The sequence below is a fragment of the Neobacillus drentensis genome (assembly GCF_036965425.1).
In the GTDB taxonomy this organism is placed as follows: domain Bacteria; phylum Bacillota; class Bacilli; order Bacillales; family Cytobacillaceae; genus Neobacillus; species Neobacillus drentensis_F.
Genome location: NZ_JBALPP010000052.1, coordinates 1 through 19,551 on the forward strand (window position 1 = coordinate 1; position 19,551 = coordinate 19,551).

General features: G+C 38.9%; 15 protein-coding genes. 13 read left to right on the forward strand and 2 right to left on the reverse strand.

From position 1 onward, the window contains the following. Positions 1–49 precede the first annotated feature (49 nt). From V7161_RS15015 to V7161_RS15045, 7 genes are all read left to right on the forward strand, one after another. The gene (locus tag V7161_RS15015; RefSeq protein WP_335713803.1) at positions 50–1,357 is read left to right on the forward strand and encodes a glycine/sarcosine/betaine reductase component B subunit; all 1,308 of its coding nucleotides are present in this window, start codon (positions 50–52) and stop codon (positions 1,355–1,357) included. Between the two features lie 11 nt (positions 1,358–1,368). Continuing rightward, the gene (locus tag V7161_RS15020) at positions 1,369–2,685 is read left to right on the forward strand and encodes a glycine/betaine/sarcosine/D-proline family reductase selenoprotein B (protein ID WP_335713804.1); all 1,317 of its coding nucleotides are present in this window, start codon (positions 1,369–1,371) and stop codon (positions 2,683–2,685) included. An 18-nt stretch (positions 2,686–2,703) separates the two neighbouring features. Then, a complete protein-coding gene (gene trxB, locus V7161_RS15025) occupies positions 2,704–3,681 on the forward strand; it encodes a thioredoxin-disulfide reductase (RefSeq protein WP_335713805.1) in 978 nt (325 codons plus the stop codon). Further along, positions 3,662–5,110 (forward strand): glycine/sarcosine/betaine reductase complex component C subunit beta, encoded by a 1,449-nt coding sequence (gene grdC / locus V7161_RS15030; RefSeq protein ID WP_335713806.1) that lies wholly within the window; start codon positions 3,662–3,664, stop codon positions 5,108–5,110. The genes trxB and grdC overlap by 20 nt, the downstream gene beginning before the upstream one ends. Before the next feature lies 1 nt (position 5,111). Further along, on the forward strand, positions 5,112–5,429 hold the full coding sequence (locus tag V7161_RS15035; protein ID WP_223596442.1) for a thioredoxin family protein: 318 nt from the start codon (positions 5,112–5,114) through the stop codon (positions 5,427–5,429). Between the two features lie 39 nt (positions 5,430–5,468). After that, on the forward strand, positions 5,469–5,936 hold the full coding sequence (gene grdA / locus V7161_RS15040; protein WP_335713808.1) for a glycine/sarcosine/betaine reductase complex selenoprotein A: 468 nt from the start codon (positions 5,469–5,471) through the stop codon (positions 5,934–5,936). Positions 5,937–6,014: 78 nt separating this feature from the next. Next, on the forward strand, positions 6,015–7,091 hold the full coding sequence (locus V7161_RS15045) for a permease (RefSeq protein WP_335713809.1): 1,077 nt from the start codon (positions 6,015–6,017) through the stop codon (positions 7,089–7,091). Positions 7,092–7,353: 262 nt separating this feature from the next. Here the strand turns inward: V7161_RS15045 and V7161_RS15050 are convergent, their stop codons facing one another. Beyond that, on the reverse strand, positions 7,354–8,316 hold the full coding sequence (locus V7161_RS15050; protein WP_335713810.1) for a helix-turn-helix transcriptional regulator: 963 nt from the start codon (positions 8,314–8,316) through the stop codon (positions 7,354–7,356). A 110-nt stretch (positions 8,317–8,426) separates the two neighbouring features. Between V7161_RS15050 and V7161_RS15055 the strand changes: the two genes are divergently transcribed. Continuing rightward, positions 8,427–8,906, forward strand: a complete 480-nt coding sequence (locus V7161_RS15055) for a GyrI-like domain-containing protein (RefSeq protein WP_335713817.1) — start codon at positions 8,427–8,429, stop codon at positions 8,904–8,906. Then, entirely contained in the window at positions 8,893–9,390 is a 498-nt protein-coding gene (locus V7161_RS15060) for a phage tail protein (protein ID WP_335713811.1), read from the forward strand. The genes V7161_RS15055 and V7161_RS15060 overlap by 14 nt, the downstream gene beginning before the upstream one ends. 76 nt (positions 9,391–9,466) lie before the next feature. Here the strand turns inward: V7161_RS15060 and V7161_RS15065 are convergent, their stop codons facing one another. Beyond that, positions 9,467–11,020 (reverse strand): ABC-F family ATP-binding cassette domain-containing protein, encoded by a 1,554-nt coding sequence (locus V7161_RS15065; protein ID WP_335713812.1) that lies wholly within the window; start codon positions 11,018–11,020, stop codon positions 9,467–9,469. A gap of 445 nt (positions 11,021–11,465) precedes the next feature. Here V7161_RS15065 and V7161_RS15070 point away from each other — a divergent pair, with 445 nt between their 5' ends. Genes V7161_RS15070 through V7161_RS15085 form a run of 4 tightly spaced genes read left to right on the forward strand, consistent with a single transcriptional unit; the run spans position 11,466 to position 19,228 of the window. Then, the gene (locus V7161_RS15070) at positions 11,466–12,539 is read left to right on the forward strand and encodes a Wadjet anti-phage system protein JetD domain-containing protein (protein ID WP_335713813.1); all 1,074 of its coding nucleotides are present in this window, start codon (positions 11,466–11,468) and stop codon (positions 12,537–12,539) included. Continuing rightward, positions 12,530–14,044: a hypothetical protein gene (locus tag V7161_RS15075; protein WP_335713814.1), complete on the forward strand. Its 1,515-nt coding sequence runs from the start codon at positions 12,530–12,532 to the stop codon at positions 14,042–14,044. The genes V7161_RS15070 and V7161_RS15075 overlap by 10 nt, the downstream gene beginning before the upstream one ends. Then, positions 14,041–14,787, forward strand: coding sequence for a DUF6063 family protein (locus V7161_RS15080; RefSeq protein WP_335713815.1), 747 nt, complete (start codon positions 14,041–14,043; stop codon positions 14,785–14,787). Before V7161_RS15075 ends, V7161_RS15080 begins: the two co-directional genes overlap by 4 nt. Then, a complete protein-coding gene (locus V7161_RS15085; protein WP_335713816.1) occupies positions 14,765–19,228 on the forward strand; it encodes a hypothetical protein in 4,464 nt (1,487 codons plus the stop codon). Before V7161_RS15080 ends, V7161_RS15085 begins: the two co-directional genes overlap by 23 nt. The last annotated feature ends 323 nt before the right edge of the window (positions 19,229–19,551 follow it).

The window sequence follows — 19,551 nt, forward strand, 5'->3', positions numbered from 1 at the left end:
AATTATAATAAGCTTAGTTACAAATAATCATGATTAGAGGAGGGGTTAGATGAAATTGGAAATGGGGTACTTCCATGTAGAAGACATTGTTTTTGGAGAAAAGACCTTTTTTGAAAATGGTCTATTAACCATTAACAAAAAAGAGGCTTTAGACATTGTTTTTGAAGACGATAACATAACAACGGCAGATCTAATCATCGCAAAAAAAGGAGACCCGATTCGTATTACTCCAGTGAAAGAAGCCGTGGAGCCTCGTAGTAAAGTTTCTGGAGGAGTAATGTTTCCTGGAGTTATTAACAAATTAACCCCTGCCGGTCAAGGTCGGACGCATGTTCTGAAAGGAAGTTGTGTGTTGGCTGTTGGCAAACATTGGGGCGGGTTTCAGGATGGTTTGATAGACATGAGCGGTCCCGGGGCTAAACAAACCATATTCTCACAATTGCTTAATATTTGTTTAGTAGCTGAAACAAATGAAGAAAGTGAGAGGTATGAACAACAGAAAAAAAATAAAGCATTACGGTGGGCAGCGATGCGCTTAGCTGAGTATTTAGGGAACTGTGTCAAAGATTTAGAACCGGAAGAACTAGAAGTGTTTGAACATCTTCCTTTAGATCAGCGGAGTGAGGAAATCAACAATCTTCCTAGGGTAATGTATATCTTGCAACTTCAATCACAAATGCTTGAAACCGGTTACAATGCACTTGTATATGGGTGGGATGCTAATCGTATGCTGCCAACTTTAATGAATCCCAATGAATTACTGGATGGAGCGATTATCTCAGGAAGTTTTATGCCGTCATCATCTAAAATTTCAACCTACCAGCATGTAAATAATGCGACGATAAAGCGATTAATGAAAGAACATGGTAAAACAATTAATTTCCTTGGCGTAATTGTGTCGAACCTAAATGTTCAGTTAGAAGAAAAACAGCGTTCCGCGTTTTTTGTTCGTCAGCTGGCTGTGTCTTTAGGTACTCAAGGAGCAATTGTAGCGGAGGAAGGATACGGCAATCCGGATTCCGACTTTATTCTTGTGATTAATGAATTAGAAGATGCAGGTATTAAAGTGGTAGGAATTACAAATGAATGTACCGGTCGTGATGGGAAATCACAACCACTTGTTGATTTGTCAGATAAGGCTGATGCCATCGTATCTACAGGGAATGTATCACAATTTATTCAGCTTGGACCGATGGAGATTGTCATTGGAGAACTCGAATCATTAGCAAGAGATGGAAATTCAGGCGGATGGGAAGAATCTGTTTGGAAGGATGGTTCGGTTCAAATGGAAAATAACGGGATGTTTTGCGCAGATTCAAGTACAGGAGATCATTTTAAGACGGTAGTTGAGTATTAAGGGGGGAAATCATGAAAAAAGCAATCCATTATATTAACCAATTTTTCGGACAAATTGGCGGGGAAGATAAAGCTGACTTTGCACCGGAAATACGTGAGGGTTACGTTGGACCGGGATTATTATTAAACAATTTATTATCTCCTGACATAGAAGTAACTCACACCATTATTTGCGGTGATAACTTCTTTGGTTCGAGAAAGCAGGAAGCAATTGATAGAATTCTAGGATTTTTAGAAGATAAAGAGTTTGACATTTTCATTGCTGGTCCGGCATTCATGGCAGGGCGTTACGGAGTAGCATGCGGTGGGATTTGTAAAGCAGTAAAAGAGAAGTTTAATGTCCCGGTAATCACAAGCATGTTTGTAGAAAACCCTGGAGTTGAAATGTACAGAAAGGATATTTATATCTTTCCAGGTGGGAATGGTGCTGTGGCAATGCGAAAAGATATGCCAAAGATGGCGGACTTTGCGAAAAAGATCCTAGCAGAAGAAACCATTTTGCCAGCCGAAAAAGAAGGCTATTTACCGCGCGGGATTCGTTTGGAAGCGTTTAAAGCATCAGCTGCCAGCGGTGCAGATCGTGTAGTGGATATGTTACTTAGGAAAATAAACGGGGAAGAATTTAAAACGGAAATGCCATTGCCTGTCATAGACCGAGTACCTATCGCCAATCAAGTTAAGGATCTTAGTCAGGCTTCAATTGCCCTTGTCACCTCAGGGGGAATTGTTCCTAAAGGGAATCCAGACCGTATTCAGTCAGCTTCAGCGACAAAGTGGGGAAGATACAATATCTCGGAACTCGATGAGTTAGAGGCAGGGCAATGGGAGACCATTCATGCGGGATTTGACCCTTCTGCAGCGAATGCCAATCCCAACCGTATCGTCCCATTAGATGCTTTGAGATATTTTGAAAAGGAAGGGAAAATTGGAAGAGTCCATGAGTATATGTATTCCACAGTCGGGACAGGAACGACTCAAGCGGAAGCAAGCCGCATGGGAACTGAAATTGCCCAACTGTTAAAGGATGCCAATGTTTCTGCCGTTATCTTCACCTCCACCTGAGGGACTTGTACTCGTTGCGGGGCAACGATGACCAAAGAAATTGAACGTGCCGGCATTCCAATTGTACAAATGGCTAACCTTGTATCAATTGCGAAAACGGTTGGAGCCAATCGGATTGTACCTACCGTTTCCATTCCATATCCTTTGGGAGATCCGAACACGCCTCAGGAAGAACAATGGAAATTGCGCAGACACCGTGTTGAAACAGCCTTGGATGCATTGGCCCGTCAAGTTGAGGAAGCAACCATTTTTGAAGTGAAAATCTAATATACGGGAGGGAATAACGTGAGTGTCAATAAAATATACGATTGTATCATTGCAGGGGCTGGTCCAGCGGGAATGACGGCAGCCGTTTATACTTCCCGGGCAAAAATGGATACCTTAATGATTGAAAAAGGTCTTCCTGGCGGGCAAATGACAAAGACGGAAGATATTGAAAACTACCCCGGCTTTGAATCCATTTTAGGTCCAGATTTATCAAAGATGATGTTTGAACATTCTAAGAAATTCGGCGCCGATTTTGCACGTGGTGAAATTAAGGAAATTAAAGATGGGTATCCACTGAAAACAGTCATTATGGATGATCGAGAATATAAAGCAAAATCGATTATTATCGCAACTGGAGCAGAGCATCGCTGCCTTGGCGTTCCAGGGGAAAAAGAGTTATCAGGTTTTGGTGTATCATACTGTGCCGTTTGTGATGGGGCTTTTTTCGAAGACCAAGAGCTGGTTGTAGTTGGCGGAGGAGACTCAGCGGTTGAAGAAGCCATTTTTTTAACCCGGTTTGCCACAAAAGTAACTATTATTCACCGCCGTGATCAATTGCGAGCCCAAAAGATTATTCAAAAACGGGCATTTGATAATGAAAAAATCGATTTTATTTGGAATCATACGGTGGAAGAAATTCTTGGCGACGGTTTGGTTACCGGTGTCATAATCAAGGATAAAAATACGGGGGAAACTAGGGAATTTCCATGCAATGGTGTTTTCATTTATGTAGGAATGGATCCGATCACCAATTGTGTGAATGGGTTGGGTATTACAAATGAAGATGGATATATAGTGGTGGATGGAGATATGAAAACAAGGGTAAAAGGCATCTTCTCAGCCGGTGATGTCAATGAAAAAAAATTGCGGCAAGTCATTACGGCAACAGGGGATGGCAGTATTGCGGCCCTATCTGCTCAACACTATGTAGAAAACTTGGAAGAAGAATTAAAAGAAAACGAGATGGAGGTGCAATATGGCAACGCCGGTTATTAAAGGAGCTTCATTTGTCATTACCCATACCCCAAGCCTAGTCAGATATGGTTCTAAACCAGATCGAGAAATTGAGAAGAATCAATATATACTTGAAGATATTTTAGCGAATTTAAGAAGTTTTGAAGAGGCGGTTGCTTATCCTCCAAACCAAGTTTTCATCGGGAATATGAGACCTGAATTATTAAAAGATTATGAAAGACCTTGGACAAATGCGAAGTTGGAAAATGCAAACAGATTCAGCCCTTGGGGTGAGATTCTTCCTGAAGAAGAGTTCTATGGATGGTTAAAAATTGCTGACAAGTATAACCTGGTATTTTTAGAAGAAAACTTCGTGAATGACCAAGTAAAAGCTAGATTAGAAAAGCACCCCCTTATAACAGCAGATGATCTAAATGCTTTAGGTAAAGGTGTTCCGATTGATGATATTCAAGAAAAACTAACAGCAGGAGATGCCCTTCCCCTTTATGTTAATAAGAATCAATTAATTGGCGTTTTTCTGGCAGGGCATGACGAGGACAAATTTCTGTCCGCACATATTTTGCTAGAGAACTTATGCAATAAAGCATCAGGTGTCATTGCTATGCGTCAAGCTCTCCATTCTTTTGATGTCACTCCCGAGCAAATTGATTATGTGATCGGTTGTGATGAAGAAGCTGTTGGTGATCGCTACCAGCGGGGCGGCGGTAATATGGCAAAATCCATTGCAGAACATGCTGGCTGCATTCATGCATCTGGCTCTGACGTTAAAGCATTCTGCTGTGCACCAGCTCATGCTGTCAGCGTTGCAGCTGCTTTTGTTCAAGCTGATATATACAACGAAGTACTCGTAATTGGGGGAGGGTGCTTAGCTAAATTAGGGATGAAATTTGCAGGTAATCTTTCGAAAGGAATGCCGATTACAGAGGATCAAATGGGAGCCATTGCAATCCTGATTGGAAAGGATGATGGGAAAAGTCCTAAAATTCGGACTGATTCATTTGGGAAGCATGAAATTTCCGCTGGTTCTTCCGCCCAAGCAATCTACCAATCTCTTGTGGTGAAGCCACTTGAGAGAATTGGAAAGAAGATTACAGATATCGGAAAATTTGCGGTAGAACTTCACAATCCCGATGTTACAGAACCAAATGGAAATGGAAATGTACCAAGAGGAAATTACCGTACCATTGGTGCTATGGCAGTTATGAGAAAGGAGATAGAACGCTCTGAATTGGACTCCTTTGAAGATAAATACGGAATGTTAGGGTTTTCTCCAACACAAGGTCATATCGCATCGGCCATCCCCTTTATAGGCCATGCGAGGGACATGATTATGAGTGGCGAAATTGAAAACGCCATGTTTGTAGGAAAAGGAAGTCTGTTTTTAGGGAAAATGACAGCGCTATCAGATGGGATGTCATTTGTTATCGAAAAAAACGATGGGGGGAAATAGAATGATTGAGGTAAATAAAAATAACTTTGAGACTGAGGTACTTGAAGCAGACCGGCCTGTAATCGTGGATTTTTGGGGTCCAAGTTGTCAACCCTGCCTTAATTTGATGCCAGATGTTGAAGTGTTAGCAGAAACCTATAGTGAAAAGGTCAAAGTGGTGAAACTTAATAGCGTTGAAAATCGAAGAGTTTGTATTAACCATCGCGTTATGGGATTACCATCTTTTTTAATGTTCAAAGAAGGAAAAGAAATTAAAAGAATTTCAGGCGGAGAAATTACAAAAGAAGATATTGAAAATCTTATTAAAGAAAATATTTAAATACTATTCTATATAAATAATGAGAAAGGATGATTTAAGATGATTTTAAAAAATAAAAAAGTGTTTGTTTTAGGGGAAAGAGATGGTGTTCCGGCGCCATCTATTGAGGAGTGCATGAACGCAATTGGGGCAGAAGTTATTTATAAAGATACCCAGTGCTTTGTTTGAACGGCTGCAGGTGCGATGGACCAGTTGGTCCAAGAAGAATTAAAGAAAGCGGCTGAGAAATATGGAAATGAAAATATCGTAGTCATTCTCGGTTCGCCGGATGAAGATAGTGCCGACATTTTTGCGGAAACGGTAACCGTCGGTGACCCGACTTATGCAGGCCCGTTAGCTGGTGTGGCATTAGGTCTTTCTGTTTATCACATTCTTGAGGATGAAATTAAAGCTGAAATTCCTGAAGATGTGTACCAAGATCAAATTGGTTTAATGGAATTGTCTCTTGATAAAGAAAGCATTTGTAATGCAATCCAACAAGCAAGAGGTAAATTTTTAAACATATAATGAGAAACGCCGATTTTCTTTCTTGAAGGAAATCGGTGTTTCTATATTATTTCTATCATTTTTGGGAGGTCATCCAACTTGTCTCAATTAAATAATTCTCTGTCTATACCGGCAAATCAGTCTAATCCCAAAAAAACTGTTTCATTTGCTGTACTTTTTATAATCATTGCAGCAGCCGGGTTATGGTATGTAAAATGGTTTCCTTATTTTAATAAGGCCATTCTTGCTGCTGGCAACCATTCTATTGGGAGCTCGATACTTGGAGACAAAGCAAATTTGCAGGGTGTATCTTGGTCCGGTGCCTGGGCTTACGCTGTCACTTATTTTACAGCTGTTTGGAAAGCGGCAATCTTAGGGATTTTACTTGGATCATTACTGCAGGTACTGCTGCCAGCTAACTGGCTTTTAAAGGTGCTTGGAAAAACATCCTTTGGGAGCACTGCGATTGCCGGCCTTGCCTCGATTCCTGGTATGATGTGCACTTGCTGTGCAGCCCCAATCGCAGTAGGTTTACGAAAAAAAAATGTCTCTGTTGGTGCCAGCCTTGCATTTTGGTTAGGTAATCCGACCATTAATCCGGCGACCTTAATTTTTATGACGTTTGTGTTATCGTGGAAGTTTACCCTTCTCCGGCTAACCTTTGGCCTTATTTTGACTTTTGGCGTAAGTTATCTAGCCAATCGTTTTGCTACGAATGTTAAGTCCACCGATATTGATAATTTGATTAAAAAAGCAGAGATTGAAGTGTCTGGTTCTTTTATTACCAGATGGCTAAAATCGATGGGAAATATGATTTTGTACATCGTCCCAGCTTATGTTCTTTCTATTTTATTAATGGGTGCCATTAAAGCATGGCTGTTTCCTCATATTAGTGAAGCTGCCGCTAACAGTTTAATCACTGTAATTGGATTTGCCATCACAGGTATGCTTTTCGTAATCCCAACAGCTGCCGAGATTCCGATTATCCAGACTTTTATGTCTTTCGGACTTGGCGGAGGACCCGCAGCAGCACTCTTGATTACTTTGCCGTCTGTCAGCCTTCCATCACTTATCATTGTTGCACGCTCGTTTCCCAAACGAGTTCTATTCTTTACAGCTGGATCTGTAGTAGTTTTAGGAATATTAAGCGGTATTGTTGGAATGTTCATTTTATAATTTTATTTGGAGCTAGGTAAAATCCGCATGTCGGATAGCACCTGGCTTTTTTCTTTTTTGGATTTTCTCTACCACTTTAGAAGCAACCAGTTAAAAAATCTAACAATCAAGGTTTAAAAACAGTAGCAGGAAAATACATATGGGACAATCAACTTTTGAGGGGAAGCATCCATTAAGAAAAATGACGAAATCAAACTTATGTTTCCTGCTAACTTTGTCCTTGGACTTAAGTTAGTCGGTTTTTAAGTTAAAAAGATTATGCTTATGGGCAGTATAAGCCTAATCTTTCTTGTAAACCTTTTAAGACTTCTTCTGGCATTTCCCTGACCTTAATATCCCCACCTAGAAAAAGGAGCCAATTTGTTATTTCTGTCAATTCTTCGGTATTATTAACATTGATTAAAGTCTTTAGAATGGCTGTGGCTTGGTATGGATTCGTATAGGAAATTGAAACTTTTAAAGGATGGTATTTTCTGTACTGGGCAATCGCTTTTGGACCAAGTTCAAGGACAAGGTTGATTACTTCTTCCTGCTTACTTAGTTTTTCTAAAATTCTTTTCTTACTTAATTTTTTTTTCGTTGGATAGGGTTCGACATTAGTGAGATCGTCCACAGGAAAAATTTGTTTCTTTTCTTCCTTTAAGTCAAACCCTTCAATCATCCAAAGGCTTTTCTCACGATAAAGGTGCAAGAGATAAATTGGATAAGACTTTATTACATTCTCTTCGTTGATGGTAATCAATAAATAGCTATCCAAAAGAAGGATTTGGATTAGTTTTTCTAACATGGGATGGGGGAGGTCTGACAGATCAAGCAGGTCGGGATTATGGGGATTGGTGCCTTCAAATAGCAAGATTTGATTTAAAAGAACAAGGTCATCTTGCTGATTTTTTGAGATGAGGCCTAGTAATTTTTCAGCTAAAGACTGACGACTCTTTAGATAAGGGAGTTGTTGATTTCTCGTGGCCATAAAGGCAATAAAAAGAGCTTTGACCTCATTATCGGTAAAGCGAACATCGGGCAGGACAGAGTTGTGCATGACAAAGTAGCCCCCATCTCTCCCCACTTCAGCGACAAGCGGCATCCCCATGGCCTCAATTTCTCTGATATCTCTAATTGCTGTTGAACGAGAAATGTGAAATTCTTGCATGATTTCAGAAATGGTAAAGTGAGCGCGGTTGTTGATATACCGCATAATGATATTAATCCGTTCAACTTTTTTCATCGGGACTCCTAAACAGTATCATTTTTTGACATGATTTAAGGTTATGATATAGCTATCAAGTGAAGAACGCAAGTCATTTGATAAATTTAAAAAAGAGGTAGGTTTTGAATATGGCAGATTATACATTAGAGGAAAAAGATAGCTTTACCGTTTTAGGTTTTGGAACTGAGCTTAAGAGCAATTACACAGATTTTGCTGGCTTAAATAAGGAAAAGTCAGACTTTTGGCAGGAGGTCAGCCAAGATGGAAGGCTTGATGCTTTAAAAGCCATAGCTTCAAATGACTACATTTTTACCGTAAACGAAGCGGTGAATAACAAGATGATGCATTATGCTGGCGTCATGTCAGAGGCATCGGTACCAGAAGTAGACAGAGTTATCCAATTTCCTAAAGGGGAATACCTGGTTGTTAAAGGGGAAGGGAAGACGGCTGATGAATTGAATAATAAGCTTGCTGGCATTGCCTTTGGTCAAGTCTTGCCGGAAGCAAAGAATTTTGCCTATGTTGGTGCGCCAAATGCAACGGTTGAGATGGGGCAGCGAAACGGCTTAGTTTTTGGTGAAATGTGGATTCCTGTTGTTAGGAAATAAAGGGTTAATAGGAGGGATGAACATGTCATATATCGTTGATTTTAAAAATGTATCTCCGGTTGGTTTAGAGTCATCACCTGTAGTAGAAGCGCTTACTGGTTTACGTGCTCATGAAGCCCGTTACTATATGAACAAATACAAGCATGAATTTACAGTTGTACCAGCAAGCGAGTCCTGCGAGACCCTTGATTATGTGAACCGTATACTGAAAGAACGTGATATTGAGTTTGCGGCCAAACCTTTAGAAACGTCCCGTTTTCAAGTGGAAAATATCAAAATGGCCTACGTCTTTTATGAGGATGGTCTTGCGGTCAACGTCATGTATACGGTTGATGACCCTAGGAAGCGGGCCGTTGGTTTTAAGCTTTCTGAGGGGATGGAGGTACCAAAGGAATTAGAAGAGAAGTTCAAGTTTGCGAGGCAAAAGTCTAAATTAGCTGGAACAATTCGGGGCTCGTTTTTTGTAATTAAAGGTGAATATTAAAAATAATCATATGGATGCTTAATAAAAAGGGGTACACAAGTGAATTTTAATTCAGTGGTTACCCCTTAATCATTATTTAAAACACTTTCGTAGTCCAATCTTCACAATTCCAAATATCGGTCGCAATTTCACGGTAGAAATCAGGTTCGTGGGATACCATCAAGATACTTCCGCGATATGCCTTTAAAGCACGCTTCAATTCTTCCTTTGCGTCAACATCCAAGTGATTGGTAGGTTCGTCTAGAATTAGTAAATTCGTTTCTGTGTTAATAATTTTACACAATCGAACTTTGGCTTTTTCGCCACCAGAAAGGACTTCGATTTTACTTTCAATATGTTTCGTCGTTAATCCACATTTTGCAAGAGCAGCACGGACTTCAGCCTGATTCATACTTGGGAACTCGCTCCAAATCTCTTCAATACAAGTGTTGTAGTTGGACTGTTTAACTTCCTGCTCGAAGTAACCGATGTGTTGATACTCACCACGTTCCACTTTACCCGAAATTGGATCAATCAAGCCAAGAATACTTTTTAAAAGAGTAGACTTACCAATACCGTTTGCACCCACGAATGCAATTTTTTGTCCGCGTTCCATTTTCAAATTCAGAGGGCGAGAAAGTGGTTCATTGTAACCAATAACAAGATCTTCAGCCGTGAAAATATAACGACTAGCAGCACGAGCTTCTTTGAAATTAAACTCTGGTTTCGGCTTTTCTTTCCCCAATTCAATAATTTCCATTTTGTCGAGCTTCTTCTGACGAGACATCGCCATATTACGAGTCGCAACACTTGCCTTGTTACGAGCAACGAAATCCTTCAAATCAGCAATTTCTTGTTGTTGACGCTTGTAAGCAGACTCTAGCTGTTGCTTCTTCATTTCATAAATGTTTAAGAAGTTATCATAGTCACCAGCATAGCGATTCAACTCTTGGTTTTCCATGTGATAGATCAAGTTAACAACATTGTTCAAGAATGGAATATCATGTGAAATCAAGATAAATGCATTCTCATATTCCTGTAAATAGCGCTTCAACCATTCGATATGCTGTTCATCCAAATAGTTCGTAGGCTCGTCTAGTAATAGGATTTCAGGCTTTTCTAGCAAAAGCTTAGCTAGCAAAACTTTCGTACGTTGCCCACCGCTAAGATCATCTACATCTCGATCGAGTCCAACATCGTCTAATCCTAGACCACGAGCAACTTCCTCAACTTTTGAATTAATTTGATAGAAATCATTACTATCTAAAGTTTCTTGTAGCTCTCCAACTTCTTCAAGTAATGCATCGATATCAGCACCTTCATCACCCATTTTTGCATAAAGTTCATTAATTTCTGATTCAGCATCAAAAAGATATTGAAAAGCAGTACTCAAAGCGTCACGCATCGTAGTACCTTTTTGAAGTACAGCATGCTGATCTAAATAACCAACACGAACTTTTCGTGACCACTCAACTTTCCCCTCGTCGGGTTGCAACTTCCCAGTAACAATATTCATGAAAGTAGATTTACCCTCACCATTTGCCCCAACTAGTCCAACGTGTTCTCCTTTTAAAAGTCGAAATGACACATCATTAAAAATCGCACGATCACCAAAACCGTGACTTAAATTTTTTACGTTTAATACGCTCATTTTTTTTACCCCTTATCTAATATCACATGTGGATATCTTACTAGATTTCGGCTGCTTTTTCTATCTTGAATTTATTTTTGTGAAAAATGTAAATTCGATTTTTGGGCTAATTTGAAGTCTGCCCTCTTCTTAATTAAATTAGATTATTAAATTATACTAACTTGGGCGTAAAACATTTGGGTAAGAGTCTATTATACAACGGAACCTGGTGGCAGGATACGAGTTATTCCGATATGGGAATAACTGTATAAAAAATGAAAGAATTGGTTGAGTTCTAAACTAAAATTTTTTTATAACAACACTGCACATATTGAGTGCGTGTCTCGCCGGCCACTTTATTAAGATAAATTCATTTAGCAACAATACCGCAACTAGTTTATAATATAAGGATGTCCAAATTGGAAAGTAGGAGTCTATTCCTATGAAACTAATAAGATTCAAGTAGGTGAATACCATCAATATCATTGAAACACGGGTGAGAGGTTTTATTGGAGATATTCAACACCCTAAACAAAAAAAGAAAATAAATATAAACGATTTAGAACTTCAGTTGCGCAAGCTTTTGGATGATTATGATGAAATGGATGGTTATACATTGTTTTATCGTGCCATTGAAATCATGCAAACAGAAGGACAACTGATCCCTATTCAAAATAATCAATACAATGGAAAAACCCCAGCACTTGCCTTATATTACTGGGTTAATATAAAAGTTCAGGAAAACCAATGGGATCGTCTTGAGATGATGAAATTAGGTGATCAGTTGGATTTTTCCTTTTATGAACGGCATCCCGAATGGCAAACGAAAGAAGAATGGGTACGAATCCAGAATGTCTATACATTTCTCCAATCCAGTCAGGAACGGGAAATCGTGTCAGTCGAAGAAAGAAGCCTGGAGCTCTTTGGCGATGAAAAATTTTTACTAGACAGTGACAGCTTTCCTGATGGAAAGGGCTTTTTAGCTAGAATTGGAATAGCAGAAGAGAAACTTAAAATGGTGAACTACGGGGAGCCTTTTGTATTTTGGATGAAGCAGGGGAAAGAAATAAAAGATATTCAACGTGTAATGATCGTTGAAAATCTATCATTCTTCCATACATCCATTAAACTATTGGAAGCGGGTCAACTCGATTATGAACCTGAACTGATTATTTATGGTGAAGGGACTAAAATAGAACGGAGCTTTTCCTTTTTCTTTCAAATGTTTCCGCCAAAATCCTATCTTTTCTATTACGCAGGAGATCTTGATGCCGCAGGATACGGGATCATCATTCGGCTTATCGAAAAATACCCGGACTCCTGTATTCAACCAGCCCTAAAAATTTATCGCAAAATGCTTGAATGTCGAGAACAAAGGAATGACCAAAAACAAGGCCAAACACAAAACCTCCATTACCGTGATTTATTTTTTCAATGGTTTACGGAAGAGGAGCAAGAGCTATTACGGCAATTATGGCAGGAAAATAAGCGGATTCCACAAGAAGTGTTAACAATCGAAACATGGAGGAAATGGACGTGAACGAATCATGGGAAGGATTTGGCAAGCGTTTGCAACGATTAAATCCTCTGTTTGAACTGGGGAGGGGAATGGAAGTGGGTGAACTGAAACCTCATATCCAAACTATTCTCATGCAAGTGCTCCTCACAATCTTTTATCGAGAATTAAATGATGATGATCACAGACGTAAATCAGATATCAAATATATCGTTGAAGACTCGATTAAGCAAATGAAGCTTTTAGCAGACGATAAGCAAATTGAACGGATTACAAGCGGGCTTTTATATCAAGGAAAAGAAGAATATAGTAAACCATTTGAAGCCTTATATTACGATGAAATAAGACAATCCTGGGAGACGCAAACATTTCGGTATGTCACAATGGATGAATTATATACCAATTTAGAGATGGGCGGTTCCATTGTTTATAAACTCACAGATGTCGCTCAGGAAATGATATTTATGAGCAGGGAAATGGCTGAGGAATTCTCAATCACAATTGAACAACTGTATAGTATGCAGCTGATTAAAAACGGTAATTTTAGAAAAGCTACCCGAAACCTCGATCACCTCATTTCACGCGTAAACCGCTTAATGGCAAATGAATTCACATTTCAAAAGGAAATGATCAACAATCCCAAAATCTTATTGATGGAGGAAGAATGGCAAAGGGCCGACAATCGTGTTGAAATTGAAAAGCAATTTGAAGAGGAAAAAAATCACTTCCGGACAATAACTAGTATGATCGAAAAGACAAAACGAAGAAACGAAGAAGATGATTATATTCAGAAAGAATTGATTCTCCTTCAAGAAAAAATTGGCCATACAAGACAATTGCATGACCGCTTTGCAAAACTAGTCATTCAAAATATTTCATATGAGATGAAATTAAAAGCGGAAAACCCTTCATTGTTTTGGGAAAACAGCCTGGTTTCTTTTCGAGAGCATTTTTATGAAAATTGGTTCATGAAGAAAGGCGTTCATCATTTCGAGACGATAGAAACCGTACTTTCTCCATTATTTTCACCGAAGAATGAATTTATTTTGCCATTGGATTGGATTTGGGGTGAACAAGAATTCGATGAAATACAACTAATGGATGCTGTAATGGAAGAGGAGGCAGAAGAAAGCATTACTCGTCTGCGAGTGACCAACTGGGATTCCGTTATTAAAGCATGGAGTTATGTTTTTCAATTTTTACAAACAAACGGAGAGTTTTCGTTAGCTGATCTAGCAGAGTTGCCATTAGAAGTGCAGGATTTATGGTTTGAAGAATCTGAAACGATCGATTTGTGGATGATGTTCGATAAAAAGCCACTGAAGGTTCAAGTGCTGCATCGAAAGGAAGAAACCTTAAGCGATGAGAGGGAAATTCTTCTATATAAACTAATGAAGGAATATCCGCAATTTCAAGTGTTTGAAGGCTTGAAAATTTATACTATGTTTGATCATCGGGCGGAGCCATTTCTATGGTATCAAATGAAAATGACCCCTTTTAAAATCTGTGTACAGGAGGAGAAACGATGAATGCAGAAAGTATCAAAAGAGCATCAGCTGTCTATTTTACACTATTAAAAGATAAAGTCATCGACGAAAACAGTGAACACTTCCAGACCTATTTTGATCCGGAAGTGAGACAGACTGTCCTTTTATTAGCAGACGAATCAGGTACATATATTATTGAATCGCCTAAACGTATCCACTTAGTTGTCCAGCCAACCGGCTCCGTCTTTGCTACGAATTTTACCCATTTGAAAGAAAAGCATCGGCAAGTGGAAACGAAAAAACACTTCCATCTTATTAGTGTTGTCATTATGTCTTTTTTAGCAATCATAGATCGTAACCAGGCGGCAAAAATCCGTACGAAGCGGGAAGGCATTAGCTATTACGCATTAGAAAGGCAAGTCAACGACTTAATGATGAAATGGGAGAGCATTCTTAAAGCTAAACCGGACTTTGGAGAAGAAGAACGAATTGATATGAAGGAAGTTGTGACCACATGGAAATACATGGAGGTTGACACGGATGATTATGGGATTAAAAAAGGAAATAGACGAACCCGAATCGGTTTAATTGCCGGTGCTATGCGCTTACTAGAGACAGAGGGGTTAATCATTATTCTTGATCGGGACGATATAGCTAAGGTGATTCCAAAACAAGAGCTTTTTGAGCGAATTGAATATCTGTATCACGATTATGATCGGTATGAACGATTAATAAAATTGATGACGGCGGAGGAGGATATGCATGCCGAAAATCCATCGAATTAGAATTGTCGGCCTGAAGTACGATGGCATGCAAAAGCAATACAAAGATACCACTTTTAATTTCCATAATGATGTGACATCAACAAATGGCCTCATTGCGATGATGAATGGGGGTGGAAAAGGTGTGTTCCTTCAGACCATCTTCCAAATACTCAAACCTGGAACTTCATGGGGAAAACAGAACAATCGTTATTATCAGCAGTTTTTCTTTAACAATAAAGAGCAATTTATTCCCTATACCTTTCATGTTCTTATTCAGTGGGAATTGGACGGTGCTGATCAGCGGCATCTCGTAACGGGAGGAATGTTCTCAGCTGAGCAGCGGGTTTCATTGAGTGAAGAAAGTGGAAACGAAAGTAAAACATTGGAACAGGAAGCAAAAATCCTCCCTAATATTACATTTTTTACAAGAGAATTTGAACGGAAAGAAGAGGCAGCGCTTGAGCATATTCCACTCTATGAAAATGATGAGGTTGCTGAAACGGAAAGTTTGAAGGACTATTTAAAATGGAATGGATATGACGTATACCGAGATACGAAGAAGCACTATCGCATCCTTGATACATATGGAATTAACCGTAAAGACTGGGATATTATGAAGGACATTAACAAGGATGAAGGCGGAGTTGGCAAGTACTTCGAGGGAGCTGAGGATGATCATTCCCTTTTCCAAAAACGTATCATCCCTACTGTTAGTCAAGTCTTACATCGGACCGAACATCAAAAGAACGATCTTGTAGAGATTTTTAAGAGCCAGGCAAGTATTGCGAAAGATCTACCAGTTCTCTTAAAAAGAGAGCAAGCCCATAAAGAGTTTTTAGAAGACATTGTCCCATTTGAAGAATACTTAGCTAAAGGAGTAGAACATAAAGAAATTGTTCAAGCCAGTATACAGACAGGCAGGCAGCTTCTTGGTGCCTTAGAGCATTTGAAGCAATCGGAAGAGGAAACACTGCTTACCTTAAAGAATGACATGGAGAAATTAATGGTAAGGCAAGCGGATTTACGCTTCCAAAATGAGAATTTAGAGTTTGCAAAAGCTCACAGAGAGGTCATGCATTGGGATAAGAAATTAGTGGAAGAAAAGGAGAAGCATACTTCCTTCCAAGAGATCGTGAAAGAGAAACAGGATCGAAAAGAACAATTGGCCGTTCAGTTATTATTAAAAGAGTGGAGTGAAAATGAACAAACGATTCGCTCTCTTTCTCAGCAAATCGCGACATTGGAACAAAATAGCGGTTTAGAGCAAGTAAATCAAAGAATGGATGAAATCAAGCAAGATGCTAAAAAGCAATGGGAGCAATCCTATCTATCGATCGAAGAAGCGGTTAAGCAGTATTTGGGTTTTCAAAAGTTTTTAAAGAAAAAAGGAACGGACCTAGCTCAGCAGGATAAACAAAAGACAAAAGAGATTGCTCATCTAAGTACTGAAATTGATTTTCTGTATACACAAATGAATACTTTTGAGTCTAAGGAAGTGGCACTCATCCAAGAATTTGGCGACCGCTTAACCTATGACTTAAGGGGATTGATCGAGAGTCTTTTGAAACAAATGGAAGACAAAAAGGCTAGATTAGTAGAGTTGCAAGCAAAAGATAAAGAATCTAATGAAAAGCAAAATCAGCTTGCCACTTCACATGGTACCCTCGTCCAATCCATTCAGTTTTCAGAAGAAAAATGTGAAGATTTAAACCAAACAAATAAAGAGCAAAAGCAAAAAGAGGCAAAACTAGTAGAAAAGCTTCTTGGTTTACTAGATGATGTCACAGCGCCGTTTACTCACTCGCTCTTATCAAAATATGCCATACAAATAGAAGAAATACTAGGTAATAACCGAGAACAAGCTGAACAGATGAAAAAAGAATTATGGGTAACACAACTCGACCATTCCTTAAACGATGAGCCCTTCTGGATCGCAAATAAAGACGTGAAAGAATTAAAGGAATGGATAGATGAGAAGACTGGAATTGATGTGTTTTATGGTACCCAATTTCTCCAATCATTACGTCCAGAGGAAATGGTGCATACCCTTAATACGTATCCGCTCCTTCCATACGGGTTGGTCGTAAGCGGGCAGCAATGGCAAAAAATTAATCAGCAGGTTCTTACGGGTAGAATGTTTAAAAGTCCTGTTCCGATTTTCTTGCGTGAGGAAATGAACAGCGACCATCACCAGCCATCGTTTGTGATTATTAATGGAACCGAAAAAGAGCTATTAAGTGATAAAAATCAATTCACTAGCTGGAAAATAAAGATTGCGAAACAAATTGAAGAAAAGAAAGAGGCTCTCGAAGAAATTGAAAAAACAGAAGCCTCCTTACGTCGTAATTTAAAAGAAATCGATCGTTTTTTATCAAGTGAGCTTTCCATTGATATCGAAAAAGCTCTTTATCAGGAACAAAACTCACTTCTGTCTCTGAAAACGAAATTACAGGAAATCAAAGCACAAGAAGAAAAAGAAAAAGAATTACAGCTGGGGTTAAAAGAAGAGCTGGAAAAGACAAAAGGCAGGATACGAAAACTTACAAGAAATGTAGAAACCTTGGAGGAGTTTGATCAAAACAAAACTCTTTATCAAGAAAATAAACGGGTAAAACTAGAAAAAGAGAAACAACGGGAAGCTTTGACCATTCAGCAGCAAGAAATCGGAAAAGAGCACCAAAAGACAGTTGAACAGCAAAACCAGTGGAATCAAACGTATTTAGAATGGAAGCTTACAACCGAACAAAATATAAAGGAGATTAAGTTCTTTATTGAAGAAGCGGTTTTTCCTGCTGATGAAAAAGCAGACCAATGCGAAGATGTCCCTCGGTTATCACCACATTTTTTACAAGAGATAAATGGAAGGATCGAAGAGCTAAAACAGCTCCAAAAATCAAAAGAAGAGCAGGCTAGAGAATTACTTGTTCTTCAAGCAAAAAAGGAAACCGAACAAAAGCAGCAAAAGAAATTAGAGAAAAAGCTCAATGCTTATAATCAGGAGTGGAATAAAGCTCCAGAACCAGATGAACCTTTGAGTATATTAGAAAATATGCTGCAAACGGCACAGAAGGAAGTAAGGACTGCAGAAAAAGAAGAACGGGAACAAGGAACAGCTGTAACAGTGGCGGAAACATCCTTAAAGCACGCGATTGAACAGCGTGGTAAGTCAGGAAAGAAAGTCGAAAAGCATGGAAAACAACCTGAACAATGGGCAGATATTGATTTAGAAGTAAAGGAAGTAGAAATTAAAGACCAAACGAAATTAACGAAAGAGGAAGTAAAGCAGGCGGAGAAACACCAAAAAGAAGCGGAAACCAATATTGCGGGCTTCGAAGGTGATTTGTTAACCTTATCCGTGATCCTAAAAGAGGAAGCGGCAGCATTTACGAATAATGATTTAGAACAAATTAAGAGTCAAGGTAAAGCATGTATCCTATCCTGGTGTGAAGAACATCAAGCTATTCAGGAAGAAGGTCAAGAGAAGCATGCCAAAATCGATCAATCCTTGCGTAATTTAAAGCTTACGATAGAAGGAAAAGATTGGGAGATTCGTTTTAAAAATGAAGTGTTAACAACATTAGACCATATGGATACAAGGCATTATACGCATATCCAGACCATCGTGAAAAATATGAAACGTTTTTCACAAAGTGGATTAGAACAATTAGAACGCGACAAAGAAAGAGCGGAAAAGGCTCAAAACTTTTGGGCCAGCCGTGCCAGCATGAAAGTGATGAGCATATCAGAGGCCATTCGTTCCATGATTGCGAAGATGAGGCTGAAAAATGAACGAGGTTCCTTTCCGCTCGTCCAGCTCAAAGAAGACATCTTACCTAAAAAGGCTGAAGAGATCGAACCACTGCTGAAGCTGCACTTTGTAGCGGCCATTAATAAAATTACCAAACAATTTGATATGATTGATGATCAAAATCGAGCATTAGATGAAGAAATAAAACAACTAATTAGTGATGAGCAAATATTATTTGTATCACTTCGAAATCGATATCCAGAGCTGCTTGTCTATAATATGCGGACAGATAATGCCTTTATGTACGGGAAACCGCAGAGAGAGCATTATTCAACCTGGCAGACAATTAATCAAGGTTCTAAGACGAAATCGGACGGCAGTGGAGGACAAAAGCTATCTGCTCGAATGGTTATGATGATGATGTTATTATCGGTTAAAAGCGAAACTGATCAAAGCTGGGTTCCTTTAGTCTGTGATAATCCGTTCGGACAAGCAGCATCGGCACATGTCCTTGATCCGATCTTCGCAGTTGCCGAAAAACTGAAATTCCAATTCATCGTCGTCACACCGCCCGAACTTGTGAAAACGGAAATCAGCCAAAGATTTGATGCCTATTATAAATTGGACTTTATTCGTGAAAAAGGAAAAGAAATTGTTTCAGACACGATTGTTCCAGCATTTCGGATTTACCAGGGAGAGGAAGTCACACAATAAGATAACACCATGAAATCGACTTTCGTTGATTTCTTAATAAATGACACAAGAATTGACGTATGAATTGGCATACGTCTTTTTTTTATTTATCAAGGTTTTTGTGAATTTTCCTTAACTTTGACAAAGCAATTGACATCAAATTAATGAGTAGTATTCTAATAAAATGCTACTAGTCATAAGATGTATTCAAGAAATATATTGGTAAAAATTCACATATTTTATAATTATAAATATTAAAGGGAGAAGTGAGTAAAGCGACAATAAAAAGGGAGTTACCTGACAATTATTATTTATTAGTTGAAGAATTACAAGCACTCTTAAAG